Origin of the sequence: Clostridium sp. FP2, assembly GCF_011065955.2 — a bacterium.
Classification (GTDB): domain Bacteria; phylum Bacillota; class Clostridia; order Clostridiales; family Clostridiaceae; genus Clostridium_AD; species Clostridium_AD tagluense.
Map to the genome: position 1 here is coordinate 227,744 of NZ_JAAMNI020000001.1, position 21,302 is coordinate 249,045.

Genomic DNA, 21,302 nt, shown 5'->3' on the forward strand with positions numbered 1-21,302 from the left:
TAATTTTAGTTAACTCTTTGGAGTTGACTAATAGATAGTTTTTCTAAAAATGTTCTTTGAAAATTGCACAGTGAAATTAAAGTTGTTTTAATAAGTTAAACCCATGTAAATGGTGTATAGATGAATTTAATACAATTTCGCAAAATGAATTAAAACGTTTATGTAAATAGACGAAATTATCTACGTAAGTAGATAAAGATAAAGGTTAAGCTACAAAGGGCGCATGGCGAATGCCTTGGCACTAGGAGCCGAAGAAGGACGCGTTAAGCTGCGATAAGCTTTGGGTAGGCGCAAATAGCCAGTGATCCAAAGATTTCCGAATGGGGGAACCCACATAGTAACAACTATGTACTGCATACTGAATAAATAGGTATGCAGAGGTAGACCCGGGGAACTGAAACATCTAAGTACCCGGAGGAAGAGAAAGAAACATCGATTTCCTAAGTAGCGGCGAGCGAAAGGGAAAGAGCCCAAACCTAGGTCTTTGACCTAGGGGTTGAGGATAGATCATAAATACTGCAATTCCTTAATTGAAGATAGCTGGAAAGCTGCTCCGCAGAAGGTAATAGGCCTGTAAATGAAAAGGAAAAACAGTCAGATCTAATCCAGAGTACCACGAGACACGTGAAACCTTGTGGGAAGCAGGGAGGACCACCTCCCAAGGCTAAATACTACCTAGTGACCGATAGTGAAGAAGTACCGTGAGGGAAAGGTGAAAAGAACCCCGGAAGGGGAGTGAAATAGAACCTGAAACCGTGTGCCTACAACCGGTCGGAGCACTTTTTATGTGTGACGGCGTGCTTTTTGTAGAACGAGCCAACGAGTTACGATATGTAGCAAGGTTAAGTACTTAAGGTACGGAGCCGAAGGGAAACCAAGTCTGAATAGGGCGCTATAGTTGCATGTCGTAGACCCGAAACCGGGTGACCTATCCATGGCCAGGATGAAGCGGAAGTAAAATTCCGTGGAGGTCCGAACCACGTTGGTGTTGAAAAACCATGGGATGAGCTGTGGATAGCGGAGAAATTCCAATCGAACTCGGAGATAGCTGGTTCTCCTCGAAATAGCTTTAGGGCTAGCGTCGATTAATTGAGTAATGGAGGTAGAGCACTGAATGGGCTAGGGGCTGACAACAGTTACTGAACCCTATCAAACTCCGAATGCCATATACTTTTATTTCGGCAGTCAGACTGCGAATGATAAGATCCGTAGTCAAAAGGGAAACAGCCCAGACCATCAGCTAAGGTCCCAAAGTGTAAGTTAAGTGGAAAAGGATGTGGGATTTCTAAGACAACTAGGATGTTGGCTCAGAAGCAGCCACTCATTCAAAGAGTGCGTAATAGCTCACTAGTCAAGAGATCCTGCGCCGAAGATGTCCGGGGCTAAAACTTACCACCGAAGCTATGGGTGTACACTATGTGTACGCGGTAGAGGAGCTTTCTGTACTGGCTGAAGTCATACCGTAAGGAGTGGTGGACGGTACAGAAGTGAGAATGTTGGCATAAGTAGCGAGAGTTAAGTGAGAATCTTAACGGTCGAAAACCTAAGGTTTCCTGAGGAAGGCTCGTCCTCTCAGGGTTAGTCGGGACCTAAGCCGAGGCCGAAAGGCGTAGGTGATGGACAATCGGTTGATATTCCGATACCACCAATGGACGTTATTAGAAATGGGATGACGCAGGAGGATAAGATGTGCACACTATTGGATGTGTGTCTAAGCATTTAGGCGGAGCAAGCAGGCAAATCCGTTTGCTCTTAACGCTGAGATGTTATGGGGAAGGGAATTTATTCCTGAAGTATCTGATTCCACGCTGCCAAGAAAAGTCTCTATCGAGGATATTGGTGCCCGTACCGCAAACCGACACAGGTAGGTGAGGAGAGAATCCTAAGACCATCGGAAGAATTGCTGTTAAGGAACTCGGCAAATTGACCCCGTAACTTCGGGAGAAGGGGTGCCTACGAAAGTAGGTCGCAGAGAATAGGCCCAAGCAACTGTTTAGCAAAAACACAGGTCTCTGCTAAAGCGAAAGCTGATGTATAGGGGCTGACGCCTGCCCGGTGCTGGAAGGTTAAGGGGATTACTTAGCGCAAGCGAAGGTATGAACTTAAGCCCCAGTAAACGGCGGCCGTAACTATAACGGTCCTAAGGTAGCGAAATTCCTTGTCGGGTAAGTTCCGACCCGCACGAATGGCGTAATGATTTGGGCACTGTCTCAACAGCACATCCGGCGAAATTGTAGTGCCAGTGAAGATGCTGGCTACCCGCGATTGGACGGAAAGACCCCGTAGAGCTTTACTGTAGCTTAGCATTGAATTTCGGTATTGTCTGTACAGGATAGGTGGGAGACTGAGAAACATGGGCGTCAGCCTGTGTGGAGTCATCCTTGGGATACCACCCTGACAGTACTGAGGTTCTAACTGGAGGCCATGAATCTGGTCACAGGACATTGTTAGGTGGGCAGTTTGACTGGGGCGGTCGCCTCCAAAAAAGTAACGGAGGCGCTCAAAGGTTCCCTCAGCGCGGTTGGAAATCGCGCGAAGAGTGCAAAGGCAGAAGGGAGCCTGACTGCGACACCTACAAGTGGAGCAGGGACGAAAGTCGGACTTAGTGATCCGGTGGTACCTCGTGGGAGGGCCATCGCTCAACGGATAAAAGCTACCTCGGGGATAACAGGCTGATCTCCCCCAAGAGTCCACATCGACGGGGAGGTTTGGCACCTCGATGTCGGCTCGTCGCATCCTGGGGCTGAAGTAGGTCCCAAGGGTTGGGCTGTTCGCCCATTAAAGCGGCACGCGAGCTGGGTTCAGAACGTCGTGAGACAGTTCGGTCCCTATCCGTCGCGGGCGTAGGAAATTTGAAGGGAGCTGTCCTTAGTACGAGAGGACCGGGATGGACAAACCTCTGGTGCACCAGTTGTCACGCCAGTGGCATCGCTGGGTAGCTATGTTTGGAAGGGATAAACGCTGAAAGCATCTAAGCGTGAAGCCCACCCTGAGATGAGATTTCCCATAACTCGCACGTAAGTGCGGTGTTAGTAAGACTCCTGGAAGAACACCAGGTTGATAGGTTAGAGGTGTAAGCATGGTAACATGTTCAGCTGACTAATACTAATAAGTCGAGGGCTTGACCTTAATATATATAAAGCGTAAGCTTCAAGCGAAAGCGAGAAGATAATTTCACTGTGCAATTTTGAGAGAATATAATTTTCTCAATCTGGTGATTATGGCATGAAGGTAACACCCCTTCCCATACCGAACAGGTCGGTTAAGCTTCAATGCGCCAATGGTACTGCAGGGGTAACTTTGTGGGAGAGTAGGTCGTCGCCAGGTAATGTGGCTGGATAGCTCAGTCGGTAGAGCAGAGGACTGAAAATCCTCGTGTCCCTGGTTCGATTCCTGGTCTAGCCACCAGTTATGGCGCTATAGCCAAGCGGTAAGGTCAAGGTCTGCAAAACCTTTATTCCCCGGTTCAAATCCGGGTGGCGCCTCCAAAGCACTTTGTAAATAATACAAAGTGCTTTTTTACGTTCAATATTTTGAGTGTATATGTTGAAGGAAAACTGCATATCAATTATAAAGTAGACAATTATATAAAATATTGTAAAATAAAAAAATGTATAAGTTTACATTTATACTGATATACTTATACTAAGTTTATATTCTTTAATATATATAAATAAATAAAATAGACATAAATTTTTATAAAAAATAGCAATTTAGAGATAAACTTAGAAATACATATGTTGATACATACAAGTTAGCCTAAGTAAGTAATATGCTCATATACTGAGGTTATACACACTATAGGGAACTTGGTGCAAGTAGATTAATGTATGAAATGCTAGTATAATCACATATGTTGGACACAAAACTATTTATGCCTAACATTTTAAATTACTTTAGGGGGTCTAAAATTTTATGTATAAAGAGATGGTTCAAAGAAAAAAGTTTCCAGTTGTGGTGGTGTTGTTTATTACACTAATTACATTTATATGCCTATCAGACTTATTACCTAAGATAAATATAGGTAGCATAAATTTAAAAACATTCATAACTATGTTCTTTAATACATTAATGGTAGCTCTTTGTTTTATTGAATTTTCAAGATGTAAGATTAAGTATAAGTATTCTATTGTTGCAGACCAATTCATTATTCATAAAATAAGAGGTGAAGAGTCTAAAATACTAGAGGATATTAAATTAAAGGATATAGAATTTATCGGTAAACATAGTAATTGTAACACACACATTCATATTAGTAGCAGTAAAAAGTATATATGTTCTACATTTAATGGAAGTAAGTTTTGCTGTGTATATAAAGCAGGAGATAAATTCAAAAAGTTTTACTTTGAGCCTAGCGAAGGTCTTATGAATAAAATTAGGTCATTAAAAGCAAAACCATTATTTTAAAAATAATTAGTAAATATATAAAAGAAGTATAATTGGATTAAAATTATACTTCTTTTTTTTTATCGCAAAGATATTTAACAATATTAATTTTATGCTATTTTAATTCAACTATAATTTCTTTTAATAAATCTTGCTTTTCAATAATGTCTAGGCCGGTTATAGCAAGAGCTGCAGCAGCTCTTATAATATTACTTTTGCAAAAGTCTGTTTGAGTTTCTAAAGCAAATGCTGTTGATGGGCAACTTATTAGGGATTTATCTGTAATAGCTATTGAGGGGTATATGCATGGCGTAATATGGCTTATAGCTCCTATTCCGAGGCCATATGTTGCGTTTTTACAAGGATCAATATTAATAATGCCACATTCTTTTAAGTTATGTGTAAATATTCTTGATAGTGATTTATTAGTCAAAAGTTCTTCTGAAGGTAATTCAAATAGGCTAATCTCTGGAGTTATATTCATTATTCCAGACAGTGACTTCACAAAATCACCCATAGTTTTTTCTAATACTTTAGCCTCGGTTATTTTAGTAGCTGTCAAATAAAGTTTAGCCTCTGATTGAGAATGTGAGTTAGCACAAGAGGAAGCATTACTTATGGAGACAGCATCAATATAACAACTGTTGTTTAACCCTTTTAACAATTGACTAAATGTATTAAATATATATAAATAAGCATCTAAAGATGAAAATTTACCAATCTCTTTATTATTAGTGTTAATATCTTGATTATACACAATTTTAATTGGGATGGTAGCCATGGAAGTACCACTTTCCGCATTGCTTATATCGCAGTGAGGTGCAAATATAACATCTATATCATCCAAGCATTTTTCTTTTGTTAAAGCTAATTCTGCTCCATTGGAGTAACCACCTGGGCATCCTAGTAAAATTACAGTTCCTCCAATTTTAGAGATTACCTTTGATAAACCTAATGCCGCTGCAGTAGAAATACTTGCATTCACGTTATTACCAAAAATATGACCTGCATTTTCTGTAGATGCGTATTTGCATATATAACATATCTTAGGGTGACCACTTCCATATTTAGCGTAAAAGGAAGTAGGAATATTACAATAGTTTTCTTGTATTTCAAAATCATGATCTTTTAGCATATTTATTATATAAGAACAACCTTTATATTCTTTATAACTTGTTTCTGGATTATCATAAAGATATTTAGATAAATTATATATATCTTCTTTTATAGTGCTTAAATAACTTATAATTTTTTGTCTCATGGAACAATCTCCTTTCAAATTTTTGTTATTATTAACACAGTTAGTATAACCTAAGGTCCATAAATATATTGATAATAACAAATAAAGTTTTATAAGGTCATATAACAATTTTTAATAGCTTGTTTTGACTTAAAATGTAGATAAATATATTTCCAATAATTATGTGGACAAAATAAGAAACCGTACTTACTTGAATAAAATATATAATAAGAGGCTATACTTTAGTTAGTTTTAACGGCATTTCAGAAGGGAAGTAACCGATATTTATAAATAGGCGTCAAATACTGTAACAAGAAAAAAACTTATATGGAAGTATAAATATCATTCTGAAGTCGTTAATATTGCAGTGCCAGAGGTGATGATTTAAAAGAGCAAGTTTAAGGGGGAAATTATGAAAAAAGAAAAATGTATTATATGCAGAAAGCCTCTAAATGATGGTATAATAATAAATGGAAGAGGAATTTGTGTGAATTGCGAAGGAAGAATTATAAAGGCAAAGGCTAATACAGATTTCTATGAATATTACAAGAACTGTATAAGAAAGACTTTGGTACAGTGCTTGCCAAGAGGAGTGACTAAGGATTGTCAAAATTACCACTTGTAGAAGGAGTGTTAAAATATATAAAAGAAAAAAATATTCCCTTTTCTATGCCAGGTCATAAGGGTGGACTCGGGTTTTTAAAAACGTTGCAGGGAAGGGAGCTTTATGAAAATCTCATAAAAGGAGATATCACCGAGGTTGATGGAGTAGATAATCTTCATTGTGCAGAAGGTATAATAAAAGAATCTCAAAAGTTGTTGAGTGAATACTATGGAAGTATTAAATCTTATTTTCTAGTGAATGGCAGTACTAGTGGGAATTTAGCTATGATTTTTTCATGTTTCAATGAGGGTGATAAAATTATAGTAGAGAGAAATTGTCATCGTTCCATATTTAATGCCATTATCATGAGAAAATTAAAACCAGTATATATTAAAAATAAAATTAATTCGAAATATGATGCTCCTTTTCCCTTAGATAAGGAGCATTTTTTATATTTGATTAATAAAAATAAAGATGCTAAAGGGATTATCGTTACCTACCCTAATTATTATGGTATATGCTTAGATTTACGGTATGTTATTGAAATAGCTAGAAAATATAACATGAAGGTATTAGTAGACTCTGCACATGGTGCTCATTTTGGATCATCTACGTTATTACCTGAAAGTCCTTTGAAAATGGGAGCGGATATGGTAGTCATGAGTGCACATAAAACACTACCCAGCTTAACACAAACAGCTTTTTTACATGTAGGAGAGGGGATTGATATTAGTAAAGTAGATTTTTATGTAAGTGCTTTTTTAAGTACAAGTCCCTCCTATATGCTCTTATGCTCTATGGATTATGCAAGGTTTTATCTGGAGGAGTATGGTGAAAATGATTATGAAAAGTTAATTGAACTCTGCCAGTTTTATAGAGATAAAATTAATAGCCTTAATAAATTTTATGTTTTAGGCCCTGAAGATTTATATGAGATGTCAGGAAAATATGATAAAGACATTAATAAGTATACTATGGATTTAACTAGGTATATACTAAATGTACCCAAAGGTTACAGTGGGCATAAATTATTAGAATATTTAAGAGTAAACAAAATTCAAGCTGAAATGAGTGATAGTAGAAATGTAGTTTTAATATTTTCTCCATTTAATTCGCAGCAAGAGTTTAATGCCTTATATATAGCGCTTAAAGACTGTGATATGAATACTTTAAAGCAAGAATATGTAGATTTAATAGATTACGATATTCCAATTTCTCTTATGCACCCATATGAAGTAATGGATAGAGAGAAAACCATGGTGGAGGTAAGAAATTTAGAGGGTAAAATAAGTGCGGTAGCAATAGTTCCATATCCGCCAGGAATACCTATTGTAATGCCTGGAGAAAGGATAGATGAACATACTATAGCTGTCATAGAATATTACATGCGGTGCAATGTAACAGTGCTTGGAATTAATGAAGGAAAAGTAGCAATAGTAGAGAAATAGATATTATTATTGTTATATATTAATATATATATATTGGTGGAGGGGATTGCATGGAAATAGGTCGTCTAATAATATTAGAAGGTCCAGATGGTTCAGGAAAAACTACTCAAATAGAATTATTAGAAGGGTATCTAAAAGAGGCAGGATATGAGGTAGTAAGAACAAGAGAGCCAGGAGGAACAGAAATTAGCGAGAAAATCAGAGATATAATACTAGACAATGATAATTCTAATATGAGCGATATGTGTGAAGCATTACTCTATGCAGCATCTCGTGCACAACTAGTGAGTGAGGTTATAAAGCCAGCATTAGCCCTTGGTAAGATGGTTATATGTGATAGGTTTGTTTATTCTTCAATGGTGTATCAAGGGATTGGTAGAGGACTTGGTATGGAAAGAATAAGAAGCATTAATGAAGCTGCCTTAGATGGACTAGAGGCAGATTTAACTTTTATGATTACCATTCCTTATGAAGAAGGGCTAAAGAGGAAAAAAATGCAAGGGACTTTAGATCGTTTAGAAAATAGTGGAAATGAGTTCCATAAAAAAGTTTTTGAAGGTTACTTAGATATTTGTAAGAAATATGATAAAATAGAAGTAATCAATGGTAATAGAAATGTAGATGAAGTACATAAAGATATAATAAAAGCTATTAAAAAAATAAAATTATAAAAGGATGGGATTATATGAAATTAGTTATTGCAATAGTACAAGATGATGATGCAAGTGATTTAATTGAAGTAATAACAGACAAAGATTTTAGAGTTACAAAACTCGCGACTACAGGTGGTTTTTTAAAAGCAGGAAATACAACATTGCTAATAGGTGTAGAGAAAGAAAAGGTAGATGAAGTTTTAGCTATTATAAAAGATGTGTGCAAGTCAAGAAAGCAAATAGTAACATCACCTTCACCAGTAGCTGGATCTACAGGAGTATATATGCCATTTCCTATTGAAGTGGACGCAGGTGGAGCAAATGTATTTGTAGTTGATGTGGATAAATATATAAAGTTATAACTATTTATAAGCAAGTATATAAATCTATACTTGCTTATATGCATATGGAGGACTAAAATGAGTTTTGAGAGCATAATAGGCCATAATAATATAAAAAACCAAATAAGTAAATCTATAAATTTAGATAAACTATCACATGCTCATCTTTTAGTTGGAGAGGATGGAATAGGAAAAAGTATACTCGCTAGGAATATAGGGTTTAAGATTTTAGGAAAGAATAAAGATATGCAATATGTTGATTTAGTGGAATGGCACATAGAAAAAAGTAAAAGTACAATAGGAGTTAATTCTATAAGAACTTTAATTGAAGAAATTAATAAAAAACCTTATGAAGGGGATAAGAAAGTCATAATTATTTATGAAGCTGATAAAATGACAACCCAAGCTCAAAATGCTTTTTTAAAAACAATTGAAGAGCCACCTAAGAATGTGACTATATTTTTACTATGTGAAAATCTAGAAGTAATATTGGATACAATAAAATCAAGATGTCAAATACATAAATTAAAAAGCTTAACTGTAGGTGAAATGGAAAAATTTCTAAAAGTAAATCATCCAAGTTTATCTTTAGAGGAAACAAAAGTTATTGTGGCTTTTAGTGATGGAATACCTGGGAGAGCAGAAAAATTTCTTTTCGATAATAATTTTAAAAATATTAGAAATATTACATTGGAAATATTACTCCAGCTCAATAAAGTGGGAACTGAAGAATTAATGAAATATGAAAAGAAATTATCGGATCAAAAAGAAAACTTTAAAGAAATATTAACTGCATTTCTTTCGTATATTAGGGATACTATAATATATAAAGAAATTGAAGAAGAAAATATAATTATTAACATAGATAAGTTATTAAGTATAAAAGAATTAGCCAATATATTTTCATTTAACAAATTAAATGGTATTATAAATATAATAAACGATACTAGAGAGAATTTAGATAGGAACGTTAACCCAGGGCTTACGTTTCAGGTAATGCTACTTAAAATGCAGGAGGTTTAAAATGGTTACAGTCATAGGAGTAAGATTTAAAAAAGCTGGTAAAATATATTATTTTAGCCCAAACGATATAGATATTCAAAAGGGAAATAAGGTTATCGTTGAAACAGTAAGAGGTATAGAATTTGGAGAATGTGTTATTGGAATAAAGGAAATAAAAGAAGATGATATAGTATCTCCTCTAAAATGCGTTATTAGAAAGGCTACAGATGCAGATGCAGAAAAAGATGCGGAAAATAAAAGAAAAGAAACGGAAGCTTACGAGGTTTGCTTAGATAAAATTCATAAACATGAACTTGATATGAAACTTATAGATGTAGAGTATACTTTTGATAATAATAAAGTTATATTTTACTTCACAGCAGATGGAAGAGTAGATTTTCGAGAACTCGTAAAGGATCTTGCGGCTGTATTTAGAACAAGAATAGAACTTAGACAAATAGGCGTTAGAGATGAAGCGAAAATGATAGGCGGGCTTGGACCATGTGGTAGACCTATGTGTTGTTCAACTTTTTTAGGAGAGTTCGCACCAGTTTCTATAAAAATGGCCAAAGAGCAAAACTTATCATTAAACCCTACAAAAATTTCAGGTATATGTGGGAGACTAATGTGCTGCTTAAATTATGAGCAGGATACTTATGAAAAAATAAGAAAAACATTACCTACTTTAGGCTCCATAGTTGATACACCTTATGGTAGAGCAGAAGTTATCGGAAATAGTGTAGTAAAAGAAGCTGTTAAAATTAAGATAAAACTTAATGGTAGTGATGAAGAAATAGTGGAGGTTAAAATTGAAGACCTAACATTAATTTCAGGAAGCTATGAAGATACTGTAGTTGTTGCGGATATTAAATTGGAGTTGGTCGGAAATGAAGAAGATTCATATATAATAAAAGAATTATTCAAAGATAATTAGGAGGATATAGATGAAGTCAGTTATAAAAGTATGCAATATGAATACTTCAGATGATATTAGTAACATTAATGTGGCAATATCAAATAATCAAGGAGTTATTGCTTGCCAAATAAATTGTGAAAGCAAAGAAATAGAAATAATATATGATGATTATTTTGTTTCATTAGATAATTTAATTGAGTCTATTGAAGATGCTGGGTACGCAGTTATATAAAAAAACAAAAAAGACCCACAATTAGAGTTTTATAAATACCGAGTAGATGGTTTGGATAACTATGTATTCGGTATTTTTTTTACAATGTTAAAGACTCAAGTATAATTACTTCCTGTGAATACTCTTTTTTTTATTGGAGATAATAATTTTGAAGGGAGGTATGAAGTATGAAGAAAGTGGCAGTACAAAATGGGTTGGGCATAATTAGTGATTACTTATGCAAAGAAGGATATACAGTGAAAGAGTTTGATAACAGAAAGAAAAATGCAGGCAATTTTTTAAATAAATATGATGCAATTGTTGTTACAGGTGAAAATCAAAATATTATGGGAATAGAGGATACTATCTCAAGCACTCCAATTATTGATGCAACTGGAATGACGGCCAAGGAAGTTATGCAGAGAATAGAAGCTAAGTAGTAGATAATCAACCGCCAACTACTACTAAAATTTATAAAATAGAGAATATAGAGAATATAGAGGTTGTTAACTTATATTAAAGTTAACAACCTCTTTTTGTTTGGCAAGGATACTTTAAATGTATTTTAATAAGATTAATTTAAACAAAAATATATTTTATGTATGAGATTTTTAAATTATGTCAATAATTTAAATGTAAATAATTTACTAATAGATATGAAAGGGGTTATAAATATGAGAATGAAAAAAGGAATAATTACTGTATCTACTATTGTTGTAGTAATCTTAGGAGTATTTTTTTCTTTAAGATTTATTGGAGGACGAGAAACTGCTACTAATGTAAAAACAAAGGATGATAGTATAGTTAAAAAAAATAATGAGGTATTAAAAAATGAAAATGAAGAAAGTAACCTAGGCGCTACGAAAACAGAGCAGGGAGTTGAAAATACTGAGGGGAAAAGTACTAATGAAATGGATGCTGCTTATATAAATGACAAAAGTAATGTTGGAATTTATACTGTTAAAAAAGATGATACAGTATTCAGTATAGCAAAAACATATATGCCCAGTCAGGATAAAAGCAAAATTGTTGAATTTATTAGAAATAGAAATAGTATAGATGAATCTTATAAGATTTCAGAGGGGCAGAAAATAGTAATTCCTTATGAAAAAGCAAGAGCAACAGCAAAGGCTGTAGATTCAGATGTTAATACTAAGGAATACATTATTAAAAAGCAAGATACCTTAAGTTCAATTGCTAAAAATAACATGCCTTCTTATGCTGTAAAACAGGCTATAGAAATGATAAAACAAACAAATAAAATTACAAATGAGAATAACATTAAAGAAGGAACACATATTTATATTCCCAAATAACAACTAAAAAAGAAGCGTATTTTGAGAAAATTAAAATACGCTTCTTTTTTAGCTTAATTAATCTAAATGGTTTAAATTTTAAGGATTTTCATTTTACTGCTTTCAGCAAAAAGAAAATCACCGTCCAAAGTTAGTAGAAAATCTATATTGTTGTACTCCGCAGTAGCTAGGTGGAAGGCATCATTTACAGACAATAAGTTTTCGCACATGAAAATTTTAACTAGGGATATACACTCTTCAGAAATGTTGAGGTATTTTATATTTATAATTTTTTCTAGTTCGGAAATTATTTCTACGGACTTATTGTAATAGATATTCAATAGGTTTCTTCTCATAGAATTTTTAGAAATATTATCAAAATACCTTTTATATGGAATATGAATAAGCCTATCTTCTTTCCTTTGCTTTAATATCTTTGTGTCATGGCGGCTAAAGCTACCTGTTATAGACCTAATGTTGTCAATTGAGTTATAGGGGCTAGTATTATTTATTTTGGATTCAATGTCACTAATGAATAATTTATAAAGTATTTGATTTAAAACTTCGGCAGATATGATACTGGTAGTGTAAAATTGGGAGCTTCCTTCAGAAAGTTGTTTTAAGCATGATAGACAATCACTATGTTTAATATCATCATCATATATCAAGCTAAGCACGAAAGAGGCGTCTAATAGTACAGAATTTTTATTGAAAACTATATTTTTAAAAGGGTATAATATTAATTCCATTTTAACCTCATCAAAATCAATTATTCTATAATTAATATATATTCAGCAATGCTTACTAATAGTAGTTTTATAAACTATGAATAATGAATTTATTATTTTATAAATGGTAGCCCCTTGATTTAGCAATAAAAATTGAGGTATACTTCTTTTAATGCTATTTATATAGTTAACATAAATTTTATAGAGAGGAGATGCATAATGGAGTTTTTAAGAAATGATGAAACTTTGGATGATCTTAATTTAAAGGGTATTCAAGTTATTCAAAAAAAAGACGATTTTAGGTTTGGCGTGGATGCAGTATTACTTGCTAATTTTGCTAAAGTAAGAAAAAATGCCAAAGTTGTTGATTTATGCAGTGGCACAGGGATAATTCCTTTCATATTAGCAGGTAAAACCTATGCAAGTGATTTAATTGGTGTAGAACTTCAAGAAGAATTTGTTGAAATGGCGAATCGTTCCATAAAGTTCAATAAATTGGAAGATAAAATGAAATTTATATGTGGAGACTTAAAAAATATAAAATTTATTAAAAGCATTCCTAAAGTAGATATTGTTACAGTTAATCCACCATATAAACTTCAAAATTCAGGTTTGATAAATTTAAATGATAAAAATGCAATAGCAAGACATGAGATTTGTTGCACATTAGAAGACGTAATTATTGCAATTAGAATTCTACTGAAAGATAGCGGAAGGGTGTATATGGTACACAGACCTGATAGATTAGTTGATATTCTATGTACTATGAGGAAGCATAGAATTGAGCCTAAACGTATAAGAATGGTTCATCCTAGTGTGAATAAGGCACCAAACATTGTACTTATAGAGGGGCAAAGAGATGGGGGAGCCTTTTTAAAATGGGAGACGCCTCTTTATGTTCACAGTGAAGATGGTGGGTATACTCAGGAAATTATTGACATGTACAATTCGGATACAATTTAATGCAAATATCAAAGTAAAGGGTGGTAAGAATGGTAGGAAAATTATACTTAGTTCCAACTCCTATAGGAAATCTAAAGGATATTACACTAAGAGCATTAGAGGTGCTACAAAATGTAGATATAATAGCAGCAGAGGATACAAGGCAAAGTTTAAAGCTATTAAATCATTTCAATATAAAAAAAACGCTTATAAGTTATCATCAACATAATGAACAAGGTAAAAGTGGAAATTTAATCGATCAGATTAAAGAGGGTAAAAATATAGCTATAATTAGTGACGCTGGTACACCGGGGATATCAGACCCTGGAAGTGTAATAGTTCAAAAGTGCATAGAGCAGAATATAAAATTTGAAGTCTTACCTGGAGCCACAGCAATTACTACTGCGCTTGTATATTCAGGACTTGATACTACAAAATTTATATTTAGAGGATTTTTACCTAGAGAGAATAAAGAAAGAAAGCCTATTATTGATGACCTATTAAACAGGAGCGAAACTTTAATTTTTTACGAGGCTCCTCATAGACTTTTAAGCACATTAGAATTTTTATATGAAAATATTGGTAATAGAAAAATATCAATGTGTAGAGAACTTACAAAATTGTATGAAGAAATAATTAGACTGACGTTAGAACAGGCTATAGTATACTATAAAGAGAAAGCTCCAAGAGGCGAATATGTATTAGTAATTGAAGGAAAGAGTCAGGAAGATATAGATAAAGATGAAAGATCAAAATGGGATACACTAACTATAGAGGAACATATAGAAAAATATATGAAGGCCGGAACGGATAAAAAAGATGCTATGAAAAAGGTTGCAAAAGATAGAGGTATGGCTAAATCTGAAATATACAAGCATTCATTGAACATTTAATATACAAAAATAAGAAACAAAACGCTTTTTACAATTTTATTGAGAATATACGTTGAAATTTAAAGAAGTGTCAAAAAGTTTACATTTCAATTTATGTTTTTCATTGAGGTTGGTTTAAAGTAGTGTTATAATAAAATTGTTGATTTAAAAATGTTTAAATAATATGAATATATATATACATATAGGGGGAATTACATTGCGTAGAAGGATGATATCATTGATAGTAACACTTGGACTTGTTACTACAATAAGTATGCCAATATTTGCAGACCCGTTATCAGACAAGCTTAAAAATCAAAAGACTCAGCTTGAGGAGCAAAAGAGCGCATATAAGCAAGCTCAAAGTAAGGTTGATGCCATAGAAGCATCTATTGAAAAAATGGATGCAAACATAGAAAAAATTTATGCAGAAGTAAATAAAGCAAAAGCTAAAATAGGCGAAACGCAAGAGCAAATAGAAAAAACCACAAAAGATATACAAGTTGCAGAGGAAAGTATTAAAGAAGAGGAAAACTTATTTAATAAGAGAATGCGAAGCATGTATATAAATGGTGTGGATAGCTATGTAGAAATTTTATTGGACTCAGAGGGAATAGAAGATCTTATTTCAAGAGTTGATAACATTAAAAAAATTGTTGAATATGATAATAAAATTATCGGAGAATTAACAGGCAAAAAGAGTAAAATTGAAAATAAAAAGTTAACACTTGAAACTGAAAAGACTAAATTAGTGCTTTTGAAAACTGATAATGAAAATAAAATAGCTAACATTAAGGTGAAAAGAGAAGAACAAGAAATATTAATTACAGAAGCTGATAAGCAAAAAAAATTATATGCTGGCAAAATAGGTGATGCAGAAGCAACTGTAAATGTTACTATGGAGCAAATACAAGCAAGAATAGCTAAAGTACCTAAGTACACTCCATCTAGAGGAGCTTCATCACTTAGCACTGATTCTGTAGTTGCTTATGCAAGTAATTTTTTAGGAACAGAATATGTTTGGGGTGCTGCAGGTCCTGAAAACTTTGATTGTTCTGGTTTTATGCAATATGTATATGGTCATTTTGGTGTTTCCTTAAGTAGGACTACCTTTACACAGATAACTGAAGGATCATATGTTGCTAGAGAAAATTTACAAGCTGGAGATTTAATTTTCTTTGGTACAAGTTCAGATCCGCATCATGTGGGAATGTATGTAGGTAATAATTCGTATATTCATGCACCGCGTACCGGAGATGTTATTAAAATATCAGCATTGACGAGAGGCGATTACCTTACTGCAAGAAGAGTTAAATAAGTTTAAAATTGGACAGGCTATTTCAAATAGTCTGTTTTTTGTGGGAAGAAAATCATTTTTTTTGTTGGATAGCTATATATATGTATTTATTAAATAATTAAGTAAAAAGAATCCTATAAATTATAGGATTCTTTTTACTTAATTATTTAATTTATTTTTCTTGTTTAAGTTGCTCTAGGCAAGGTTTGCAGATGTTTTTGCCTCTGTAGTTAACTACATCTCTGGCATCACCACAGAAAATACAAGCTGGTTGATATTTTTTTAGAATAATTAGCTCTCCGTCAACGTAAATTTCTAAAGCATCCTTTTCAGCAATATCTAGAGTCCTTCTAAGTTCTATTGGGATAACAATTCTTCCAAGTTCATCTACTCTTCTTACAACACCTGTTGATTTCATAATAATTCCTCCTTAGGATAACAATTTCCGACATCTTAATATTGAAATATTAATAAATATGACGTATAAAGTCAAAATTTCACTTGATTAATTTAGTTAATATTACAAAATTAATATTTACTTCCATCTAAAGTTAATATACTACCATATAATACAAATGTCAATATATTTTTTAAAAAAAATACAAATTTTTACTATACTTGTTAGCTCTTTAAAATCAATAAATAGAACTAAAAATACCTAATAAAATCATAAAACGCAATGAAAAGACGGTTTTAGATTATAGGAATATATGAAAAGTAAAATAGTAATTTTATGGATATATCCATTAATATATGTCGAAGGGTTGCACTAATAATTGGTTATCTAATAATCTATTAATTATAAAAACAAAAATAATATGTAAATTATCAAGAAGTTTAACTATTTTAACATTAGTGGAAATAATTATAAAATAGAAATTAAAAATAAAGAAGAAAAATATTTTAAACTAATAGATTGTAAAAAAAAAGAAAATTTATTGTAAACGCAATACTCTAAAATTAAACAAATGAAGAAAGAATTAAAAGTCATATTGCAATAAGAAATATTTGCTAATTTTAATGTGTTGATCTAAACAAAGTGATATAGTTATGAAGTAAATATTTTTAAAACGAAGGAGAGAATAATATGAAAATTTTTATTGATACTGCAAATGTAAACGAAATTAAAAAAGCTGCAGAATTAGGGATAATAGATGGAGTAACCACAAATCCTTCTTTGATAGCAAAAGAAGGGAGAAACATAAAAGAAGTAATAGAAGAGATATGTGCTATTGTTGATGGACCAATAAGTGCAGAGGTTATAAATATGACCGCCAGTAAGATGGTGGAAGAGGGAAGGGAACTTTCAAAGCTTCATAAAAACGTAGTTGTTAAAATACCTATGTGCGAGGAAGGCCTAAAAGCTGTTAATATTCTTTCAAAAGAAAATATAAAAACAAATGTTACTTTAATATTTTCACCTCAACAAGCATTACTTGCTTCGAAAGCAGGTGCAAACTATGTAAGCCCTTTTATGGGAAGATTAGATGATATAGGAGCATCTAGTTCACAAGTAATTTCAGATATAGCTCAAATTTTTAAAATGTATAACATAAATACAGAAATTATAGCTGCTAGCATTAGAAATCCTATACATATTTTAGACTGTGCAAAAGTTGGGGCTAATATAGCTACAATTCCGTACAACCTAATAATGGATATGATTAAACACCCTCTTACTGATAAGGGCATAGCGAAATTTTTAGCGGACTACAATAATTCATTAAAATAATAGAAAAAGAAATAGCAGAAAAAGATGAAAATTGAAGGCTGATAAGTAATAGGGTACTGTTTATTCCACACAAGAATTAACAAGTTATGCACAGCCTATAATGATCGATGTGGATAATAAACTTGTCGGAATTACTTTTAATATGTAAAAGCCTTTAAATAGTGATCTAAATATAAATTAAGTTGTCCACAGCTTCTGTTGATTAAATGTTGAAAACTGTGGATAATTTAATTGCAATGTTTACAATTTATCTATCTGCAATATTAACTGTGAGTTAAATCACATGTATTTTTTTAGTTCTAAGTTTAAATCTAGATTGGTAAGACTTGTTATTTCATTATACAATTCATTATCAAAATCGAGTTCTGTCAACGCGGATATAAAGCATTCTTTTTTTTGTATACTCGCTTCAATATTTGAAATGCACAAAGAATTATTTTCAACTGATGTATTGCCAATGATTTCATTTATTTTTTTATGAGCTTCAGCTGCAGTGTATCTTGCGAATGCTTCATTTTTGTATATCTTTATATCATATATATTTTGCTGTAGTTGCCTTAGTTGTAATTTTAAAGCTTCACCTTTTGAAGTTGCATGATTATAACTTGTGTTTAATGAATTAAAATATTTATCATTATCTAATTTTTTTTCAAGGATTTTTTTAGCCAGTTCTTCATTACCTTTATTTAATGCAAGTTTAATTGTTACAATATATTCATCAGATTCTTTAGATAAGCTTTCGAGTCTTCTTTCAATTTCATGTATATTACCTAAAATTTTAGCAGATGAAATCCTAGCATCATTTAAAATGAATTCCATATCTCTTATTTTTTGATCTAGTAGTTCTAAGGGGTTCTCTAATTCATCTAAAATACTGCTTATTTTAGATTTTATAAGATAAAATAGTCTACTAAGTATTGTCATAGCAACCTCCTTAATGGTACCCTTTTATATAGATGAAAAATACTTAATAAAATTAATAGCTTATATATATAAATTTTATTAATACTATTATGGTAATATATTTCTTCTTATATACTATATTTTATAAATACATTTTTATATAAAAATATAAAGTAATTTATATTCATAGGATTAAAAAAAATAGAAAAAAATAGCATATACAAAATAACTTGTAATGGGTTTATATTTACCTTATAATAAAAATATAATTATGTTTATATTTGACAGACTAAAAAGCATATTTTATTTAAGATATTAATTTTGGGAAGGTGATAAAACTTGGAGAAAGCTAAATTTACCCTTGAAAGTATAAATTTATTAGCAAAATCAATATCAGAAAATAGTATAATTACATATGAGGAATTACCTCAATATGACTTATTTTTATCTCAAGTTATTGATTATTTAAATGATAAATTTGAGGATGACAATTACACTAATAATATAGTACAGAATTATATAAAAAGCGAAGTTATATCAAAACCCGAAGATAGTAAAAAAAGAGGCTATACAAAATTACATCTTGCGCAGTTAGTATTGCTTAGCCATATGAGACCTATACTTACAGCAGAAGAGATTAAAAAAGTTTTTAGGTTGGCTTTTAATGAAATTAATGATAGAGATGATGATATTATTTCATGGGAAAACGCTTATAAATTCTTTTCAGATATGCAAAAGGAAAGTTTTGATGATTTTTCTCAAAAGCAGTTTTGTGATAAAGAAAAATTAGGAAAAATAATTGATTCACTAGATTTAAAAGAAAGTGACGAGGAAAGAATATCAGTTTTTTTGATTGTAATGAACTTAGTATCGCAAGCAAGTGCTATAAAAAAATTAGTTCAAAAAATTGTAGGAGATTATGAATCTTAAAAAACAAAATATTAAAAAAATAAAAGATCCTATAAATATAGGTCTTTTATTTTTTTATAGGTAATTATTATTTACAAGAACTATTTGAAGTATCAGCAGTTGTTATTTTAAATGATTCTCCAAATATGCTTTTAGCGTACATGATTTTTGTATCTTCAAAAACAAATGAAGATTCATTGTCTACTATAAAGTTTATCCCGTTTACTGATTCTAAAATATCGTCTTCTTGTTGCTCGTCCATAGCAACACCCAATATTGGGCCTCCTCAACCAAAGCCTTTTATAAGCAGTCTAACTGAAGATTTACCTTTTTGTAAGAGCTGTTTGTTTAAAGCATTTTTAGTAACCTCATCAAAAGAAATATTCATATCTTATCCTCCTTGTACCCGCTGGGGGTATGTATTACTATTAGTATATGCGTTAGATATTATTATGTCAAATAAAATGTAAAAATATAAAATAAATTTTATAAAATTTATTCACTAAATATATATATTTATACAAGTAAGACGCCAGTTTTTTTCATATTTAATAAGTTTGTAAATCCTATTAACCACATTTCAGAAGGAAAGTATCTCATTTTTATAAGTGCTGAGATAACAATTGAAAATTGTTATCTGAACCAGAGGAATACAAAGGCTATATATGCTATAAGGAGTCTAATCTACTTCTGAAATCTTTAATATTTTAGCATCCCAAGTGATGATTTAATAATTCAATGGGAGATGGGCAGAATACTTATGAAAGTAAAATGAAATCGTAGTGGTTGACAAGGATTGTATAAGAGGATAGTATAAAAATATGGATAATATAAAATTATTGTAAAAATTAAAAATATTTTGGGGGTTTAGTGATGAAAATAGTATTAGCATTAGGCGGAAATGCACTTCAATCAGATCCTAAAGACAAAAGTCCAGAGGCACAGCTTAAAACTTGCAAGGAAACAGCTAAATCAATAGTGGATCTTATAGAAGATGGACACAGAATATCAATAGTCCATGGAAACGGGCCTCAAGTAGGTCAAATTGTTGCAGCAATAGAAGCTGCCCAAAAGTTCGATAATGGAAATGTATTGTTCCCATTTGATGTATGTGGTTCCTTTTCACAAGGATATATAGGATATCATCTTCAAAATGCTATAGGTGAAGAATTAAGAAATAGAAGTATAGATAAGACGGTAGGAACTATAGTAACTCAAGTAGTAGTTGATAAAGATGATCAAGGTTTTAAAAACCCAACTAAACCAATAGGTTCTTTTTATACAAAAGAGGAAGCTGAAAAGTTAGAAATAGAACATGGTTATATAATGAAAGAAGATGCAGGAAGAGGTTATAGAAGAGTGGTTGCATCTCCAAAGCCTATTGATGTTATAGAAAAAAATTTAATAAAAGAATTAGTTGATATGGGAAATGTGGTTATATCATGTGGTGGTGGTGGAATCCCTGTTATTCGTGAAGGCGGAATGGTTAAAGGAGTTGCAGCAGTTATAGATAAGGATTTTGCTGCTGAGAAACTTGCAGAAATACTAGACGCAGATGTGCTTTTAATATTAACAGGAGTAGATAGAGTTTGCGTAAATTATAATAAGCCAAATCAAAAGGAACTTAAACAAATTAATATTGAAGAGCTTAATAATTATATTACGCAGGGTCAATTTGCTCCAGGGAGTATGCTGCCCAAAGTGGAGGCTTGTAAGAAATTCATAATGAATAATAAAGATAAAACGGCTATTATAGCATCATTGTCAAAAGCTAAAGAAGCATTAAAAGGCTTATCAGGAACAAAAATTGTATACTAATTATT

General features: G+C 31.9%; 21 protein-coding genes, 2 tRNA genes and 2 rRNA genes. 20 read left to right on the forward strand and 5 right to left on the reverse strand.

The window, feature by feature from the left end; all coding sequences use genetic code 11:
• Positions 1-203 precede the first annotated feature (203 nt).
• The 5 genes from G9F71_RS01105 (at position 204) to G9F71_RS01125 (ending at position 4,407) form a co-directional block, all read left to right on the forward strand.
• Positions 204-3,129, forward strand: a 23S ribosomal RNA gene (locus G9F71_RS01105).
• An 81-nt stretch (positions 3,130-3,210) separates the two neighbouring features.
• Positions 3,211-3,327, forward strand: a 5S ribosomal RNA gene (rrf, locus tag G9F71_RS01110).
• 5 nt (positions 3,328-3,332) lie between these two features.
• Positions 3,333-3,408 (forward strand) — tRNA-Phe (locus tag G9F71_RS01115).
• 5 nt (positions 3,409-3,413) lie between these two features.
• Positions 3,414-3,488: transfer RNA gene (locus G9F71_RS01120), tRNA-Cys, on the forward strand.
• 427 nt (positions 3,489-3,915) lie between these two features.
• Entirely contained in the window at positions 3,916-4,407 is a 492-nt protein-coding gene (locus tag G9F71_RS01125) for a hypothetical protein (protein WP_124996796.1), read from the forward strand.
• A 94-nt stretch (positions 4,408-4,501) separates the two neighbouring features.
• Here G9F71_RS01125 and G9F71_RS01130 read toward each other — a convergent pair whose 3' ends face one another.
• Positions 4,502-5,647, reverse strand: a complete 1,146-nt coding sequence (locus G9F71_RS01130; protein WP_164950285.1) for a M20 family metallopeptidase — start codon at positions 5,645-5,647, stop codon at positions 4,502-4,504.
• Between the two features lie 391 nt (positions 5,648-6,038).
• Between G9F71_RS01130 and G9F71_RS01135 the strand changes: the two genes are divergently transcribed.
• The 9 genes from G9F71_RS01135 (at position 6,039) to G9F71_RS01175 (ending at position 12,117) form a co-directional block, all read left to right on the forward strand.
• Entirely contained in the window at positions 6,039-6,251 is a 213-nt protein-coding gene (locus G9F71_RS01135; RefSeq protein ID WP_124996800.1) for a sigma factor G inhibitor Gin, read from the forward strand.
• Complete coding sequence (locus G9F71_RS01140) at positions 6,230-7,678, forward strand: aminotransferase class I/II-fold pyridoxal phosphate-dependent enzyme (RefSeq protein ID WP_164950286.1); 1,449 nt, start codon at positions 6,230-6,232, stop codon at positions 7,676-7,678. The genes G9F71_RS01135 and G9F71_RS01140 overlap by 22 nt, the downstream gene beginning before the upstream one ends.
• Before the next feature lie 50 nt (positions 7,679-7,728).
• Positions 7,729-8,349, forward strand: a complete 621-nt coding sequence (gene tmk, locus G9F71_RS01145) for a dTMP kinase (RefSeq protein ID WP_164950287.1) — start codon at positions 7,729-7,731, stop codon at positions 8,347-8,349.
• 14 nt (positions 8,350-8,363) lie between these two features.
• The gene (locus tag G9F71_RS01150; RefSeq protein ID WP_124996806.1) at positions 8,364-8,693 is read left to right on the forward strand and encodes a cyclic-di-AMP receptor; all 330 of its coding nucleotides are present in this window, start codon (positions 8,364-8,366) and stop codon (positions 8,691-8,693) included.
• A 57-nt stretch (positions 8,694-8,750) separates the two neighbouring features.
• The gene (locus tag G9F71_RS01155; RefSeq protein WP_164947229.1) at positions 8,751-9,695 is read left to right on the forward strand and encodes a DNA polymerase III subunit delta'; all 945 of its coding nucleotides are present in this window, start codon (positions 8,751-8,753) and stop codon (positions 9,693-9,695) included.
• A 1-nt stretch (position 9,696) separates the two neighbouring features.
• Entirely contained in the window at positions 9,697-10,608 is a 912-nt protein-coding gene (locus tag G9F71_RS01160) for a stage 0 sporulation family protein (RefSeq protein ID WP_164947230.1), read from the forward strand.
• Between the two features lie 10 nt (positions 10,609-10,618).
• Positions 10,619-10,822: a heavy-metal-associated domain-containing protein gene (locus G9F71_RS01165; protein WP_164947231.1), complete on the forward strand. Its 204-nt coding sequence runs from the start codon at positions 10,619-10,621 to the stop codon at positions 10,820-10,822.
• Positions 10,823-10,989: 167 nt separating this feature from the next.
• Complete coding sequence (locus G9F71_RS01170; protein WP_124996815.1) at positions 10,990-11,241, forward strand: YkuS family protein; 252 nt, start codon at positions 10,990-10,992, stop codon at positions 11,239-11,241.
• Between the two features lie 234 nt (positions 11,242-11,475).
• Complete coding sequence (locus tag G9F71_RS01175; RefSeq protein ID WP_164950288.1) at positions 11,476-12,117, forward strand: LysM peptidoglycan-binding domain-containing protein; 642 nt, start codon at positions 11,476-11,478, stop codon at positions 12,115-12,117.
• Between the two features lie 71 nt (positions 12,118-12,188).
• On the opposite strand, the gene G9F71_RS01180 is transcribed toward G9F71_RS01175, so the two are convergent.
• Entirely contained in the window at positions 12,189-12,845 is a 657-nt protein-coding gene (locus G9F71_RS01180) for a PIN domain-containing protein (protein WP_124996819.1), read from the reverse strand.
• Between the two features lie 198 nt (positions 12,846-13,043).
• Here G9F71_RS01180 and G9F71_RS01185 point away from each other — a divergent pair, with 198 nt between their 5' ends.
• The 3 genes from G9F71_RS01185 to G9F71_RS01195 all read left to right on the forward strand — a co-directional run bounded on the left by G9F71_RS01185 (position 13,044) and on the right by G9F71_RS01195 (position 15,956).
• Positions 13,044-13,787 carry a tRNA1(Val) (adenine(37)-N6)-methyltransferase gene (locus tag G9F71_RS01185; RefSeq protein ID WP_164950289.1) on the forward strand — a complete coding sequence of 248 codons (744 nt, stop codon included), beginning with the start codon at positions 13,044-13,046 and terminating at the stop codon, positions 13,785-13,787.
• Positions 13,788-13,816: 29 nt separating this feature from the next.
• On the forward strand, positions 13,817-14,659 hold the full coding sequence (gene rsmI, locus G9F71_RS01190; RefSeq protein ID WP_124996823.1) for a 16S rRNA (cytidine(1402)-2'-O)-methyltransferase: 843 nt from the start codon (positions 13,817-13,819) through the stop codon (positions 14,657-14,659).
• Between the two features lie 196 nt (positions 14,660-14,855).
• The gene (locus tag G9F71_RS01195; protein WP_164950290.1) at positions 14,856-15,956 is read left to right on the forward strand and encodes an NlpC/P60 family protein; all 1,101 of its coding nucleotides are present in this window, start codon (positions 14,856-14,858) and stop codon (positions 15,954-15,956) included.
• 151 nt (positions 15,957-16,107) lie between these two features.
• Here the strand turns inward: G9F71_RS01195 and G9F71_RS01200 are convergent, their stop codons facing one another.
• Positions 16,108-16,353: an AbrB/MazE/SpoVT family DNA-binding domain-containing protein gene (locus G9F71_RS01200; RefSeq protein ID WP_124996827.1), complete on the reverse strand. Its 246-nt coding sequence runs from the start codon at positions 16,351-16,353 to the stop codon at positions 16,108-16,110.
• Positions 16,354-17,022: 669 nt separating this feature from the next.
• Here G9F71_RS01200 and fsa point away from each other — a divergent pair.
• Entirely contained in the window at positions 17,023-17,667 is a 645-nt protein-coding gene (gene fsa, locus G9F71_RS01205) for a fructose-6-phosphate aldolase (protein ID WP_164950291.1), read from the forward strand.
• A gap of 279 nt (positions 17,668-17,946) precedes the next feature.
• On the opposite strand, the gene G9F71_RS01210 is transcribed toward fsa, so the two are convergent.
• Positions 17,947-18,591: a PspA/IM30 family protein gene (locus tag G9F71_RS01210; RefSeq protein WP_164950292.1), complete on the reverse strand. Its 645-nt coding sequence runs from the start codon at positions 18,589-18,591 to the stop codon at positions 17,947-17,949.
• Between the two features lie 318 nt (positions 18,592-18,909).
• Between G9F71_RS01210 and G9F71_RS01215 the strand changes: the two genes are divergently transcribed.
• Positions 18,910-19,500 carry a DUF1836 domain-containing protein gene (locus G9F71_RS01215; protein WP_164950293.1) on the forward strand — a complete coding sequence of 197 codons (591 nt, stop codon included), beginning with the start codon at positions 18,910-18,912 and terminating at the stop codon, positions 19,498-19,500.
• Positions 19,501-19,567: 67 nt separating this feature from the next.
• Here the strand turns inward: G9F71_RS01215 and G9F71_RS01220 are convergent, their stop codons facing one another.
• Positions 19,568-19,753, reverse strand: coding sequence for a hypothetical protein (locus tag G9F71_RS01220; RefSeq protein ID WP_164950294.1), 186 nt, complete (start codon positions 19,751-19,753; stop codon positions 19,568-19,570).
• A gap of 599 nt (positions 19,754-20,352) precedes the next feature.
• Here G9F71_RS01220 and arcC point away from each other — a divergent pair.
• The gene (gene arcC, locus G9F71_RS01225; RefSeq protein WP_164950295.1) at positions 20,353-21,297 is read left to right on the forward strand and encodes a carbamate kinase; all 945 of its coding nucleotides are present in this window, start codon (positions 20,353-20,355) and stop codon (positions 21,295-21,297) included.
• Positions 21,298-21,302: the final 5 nt, after the last annotated feature.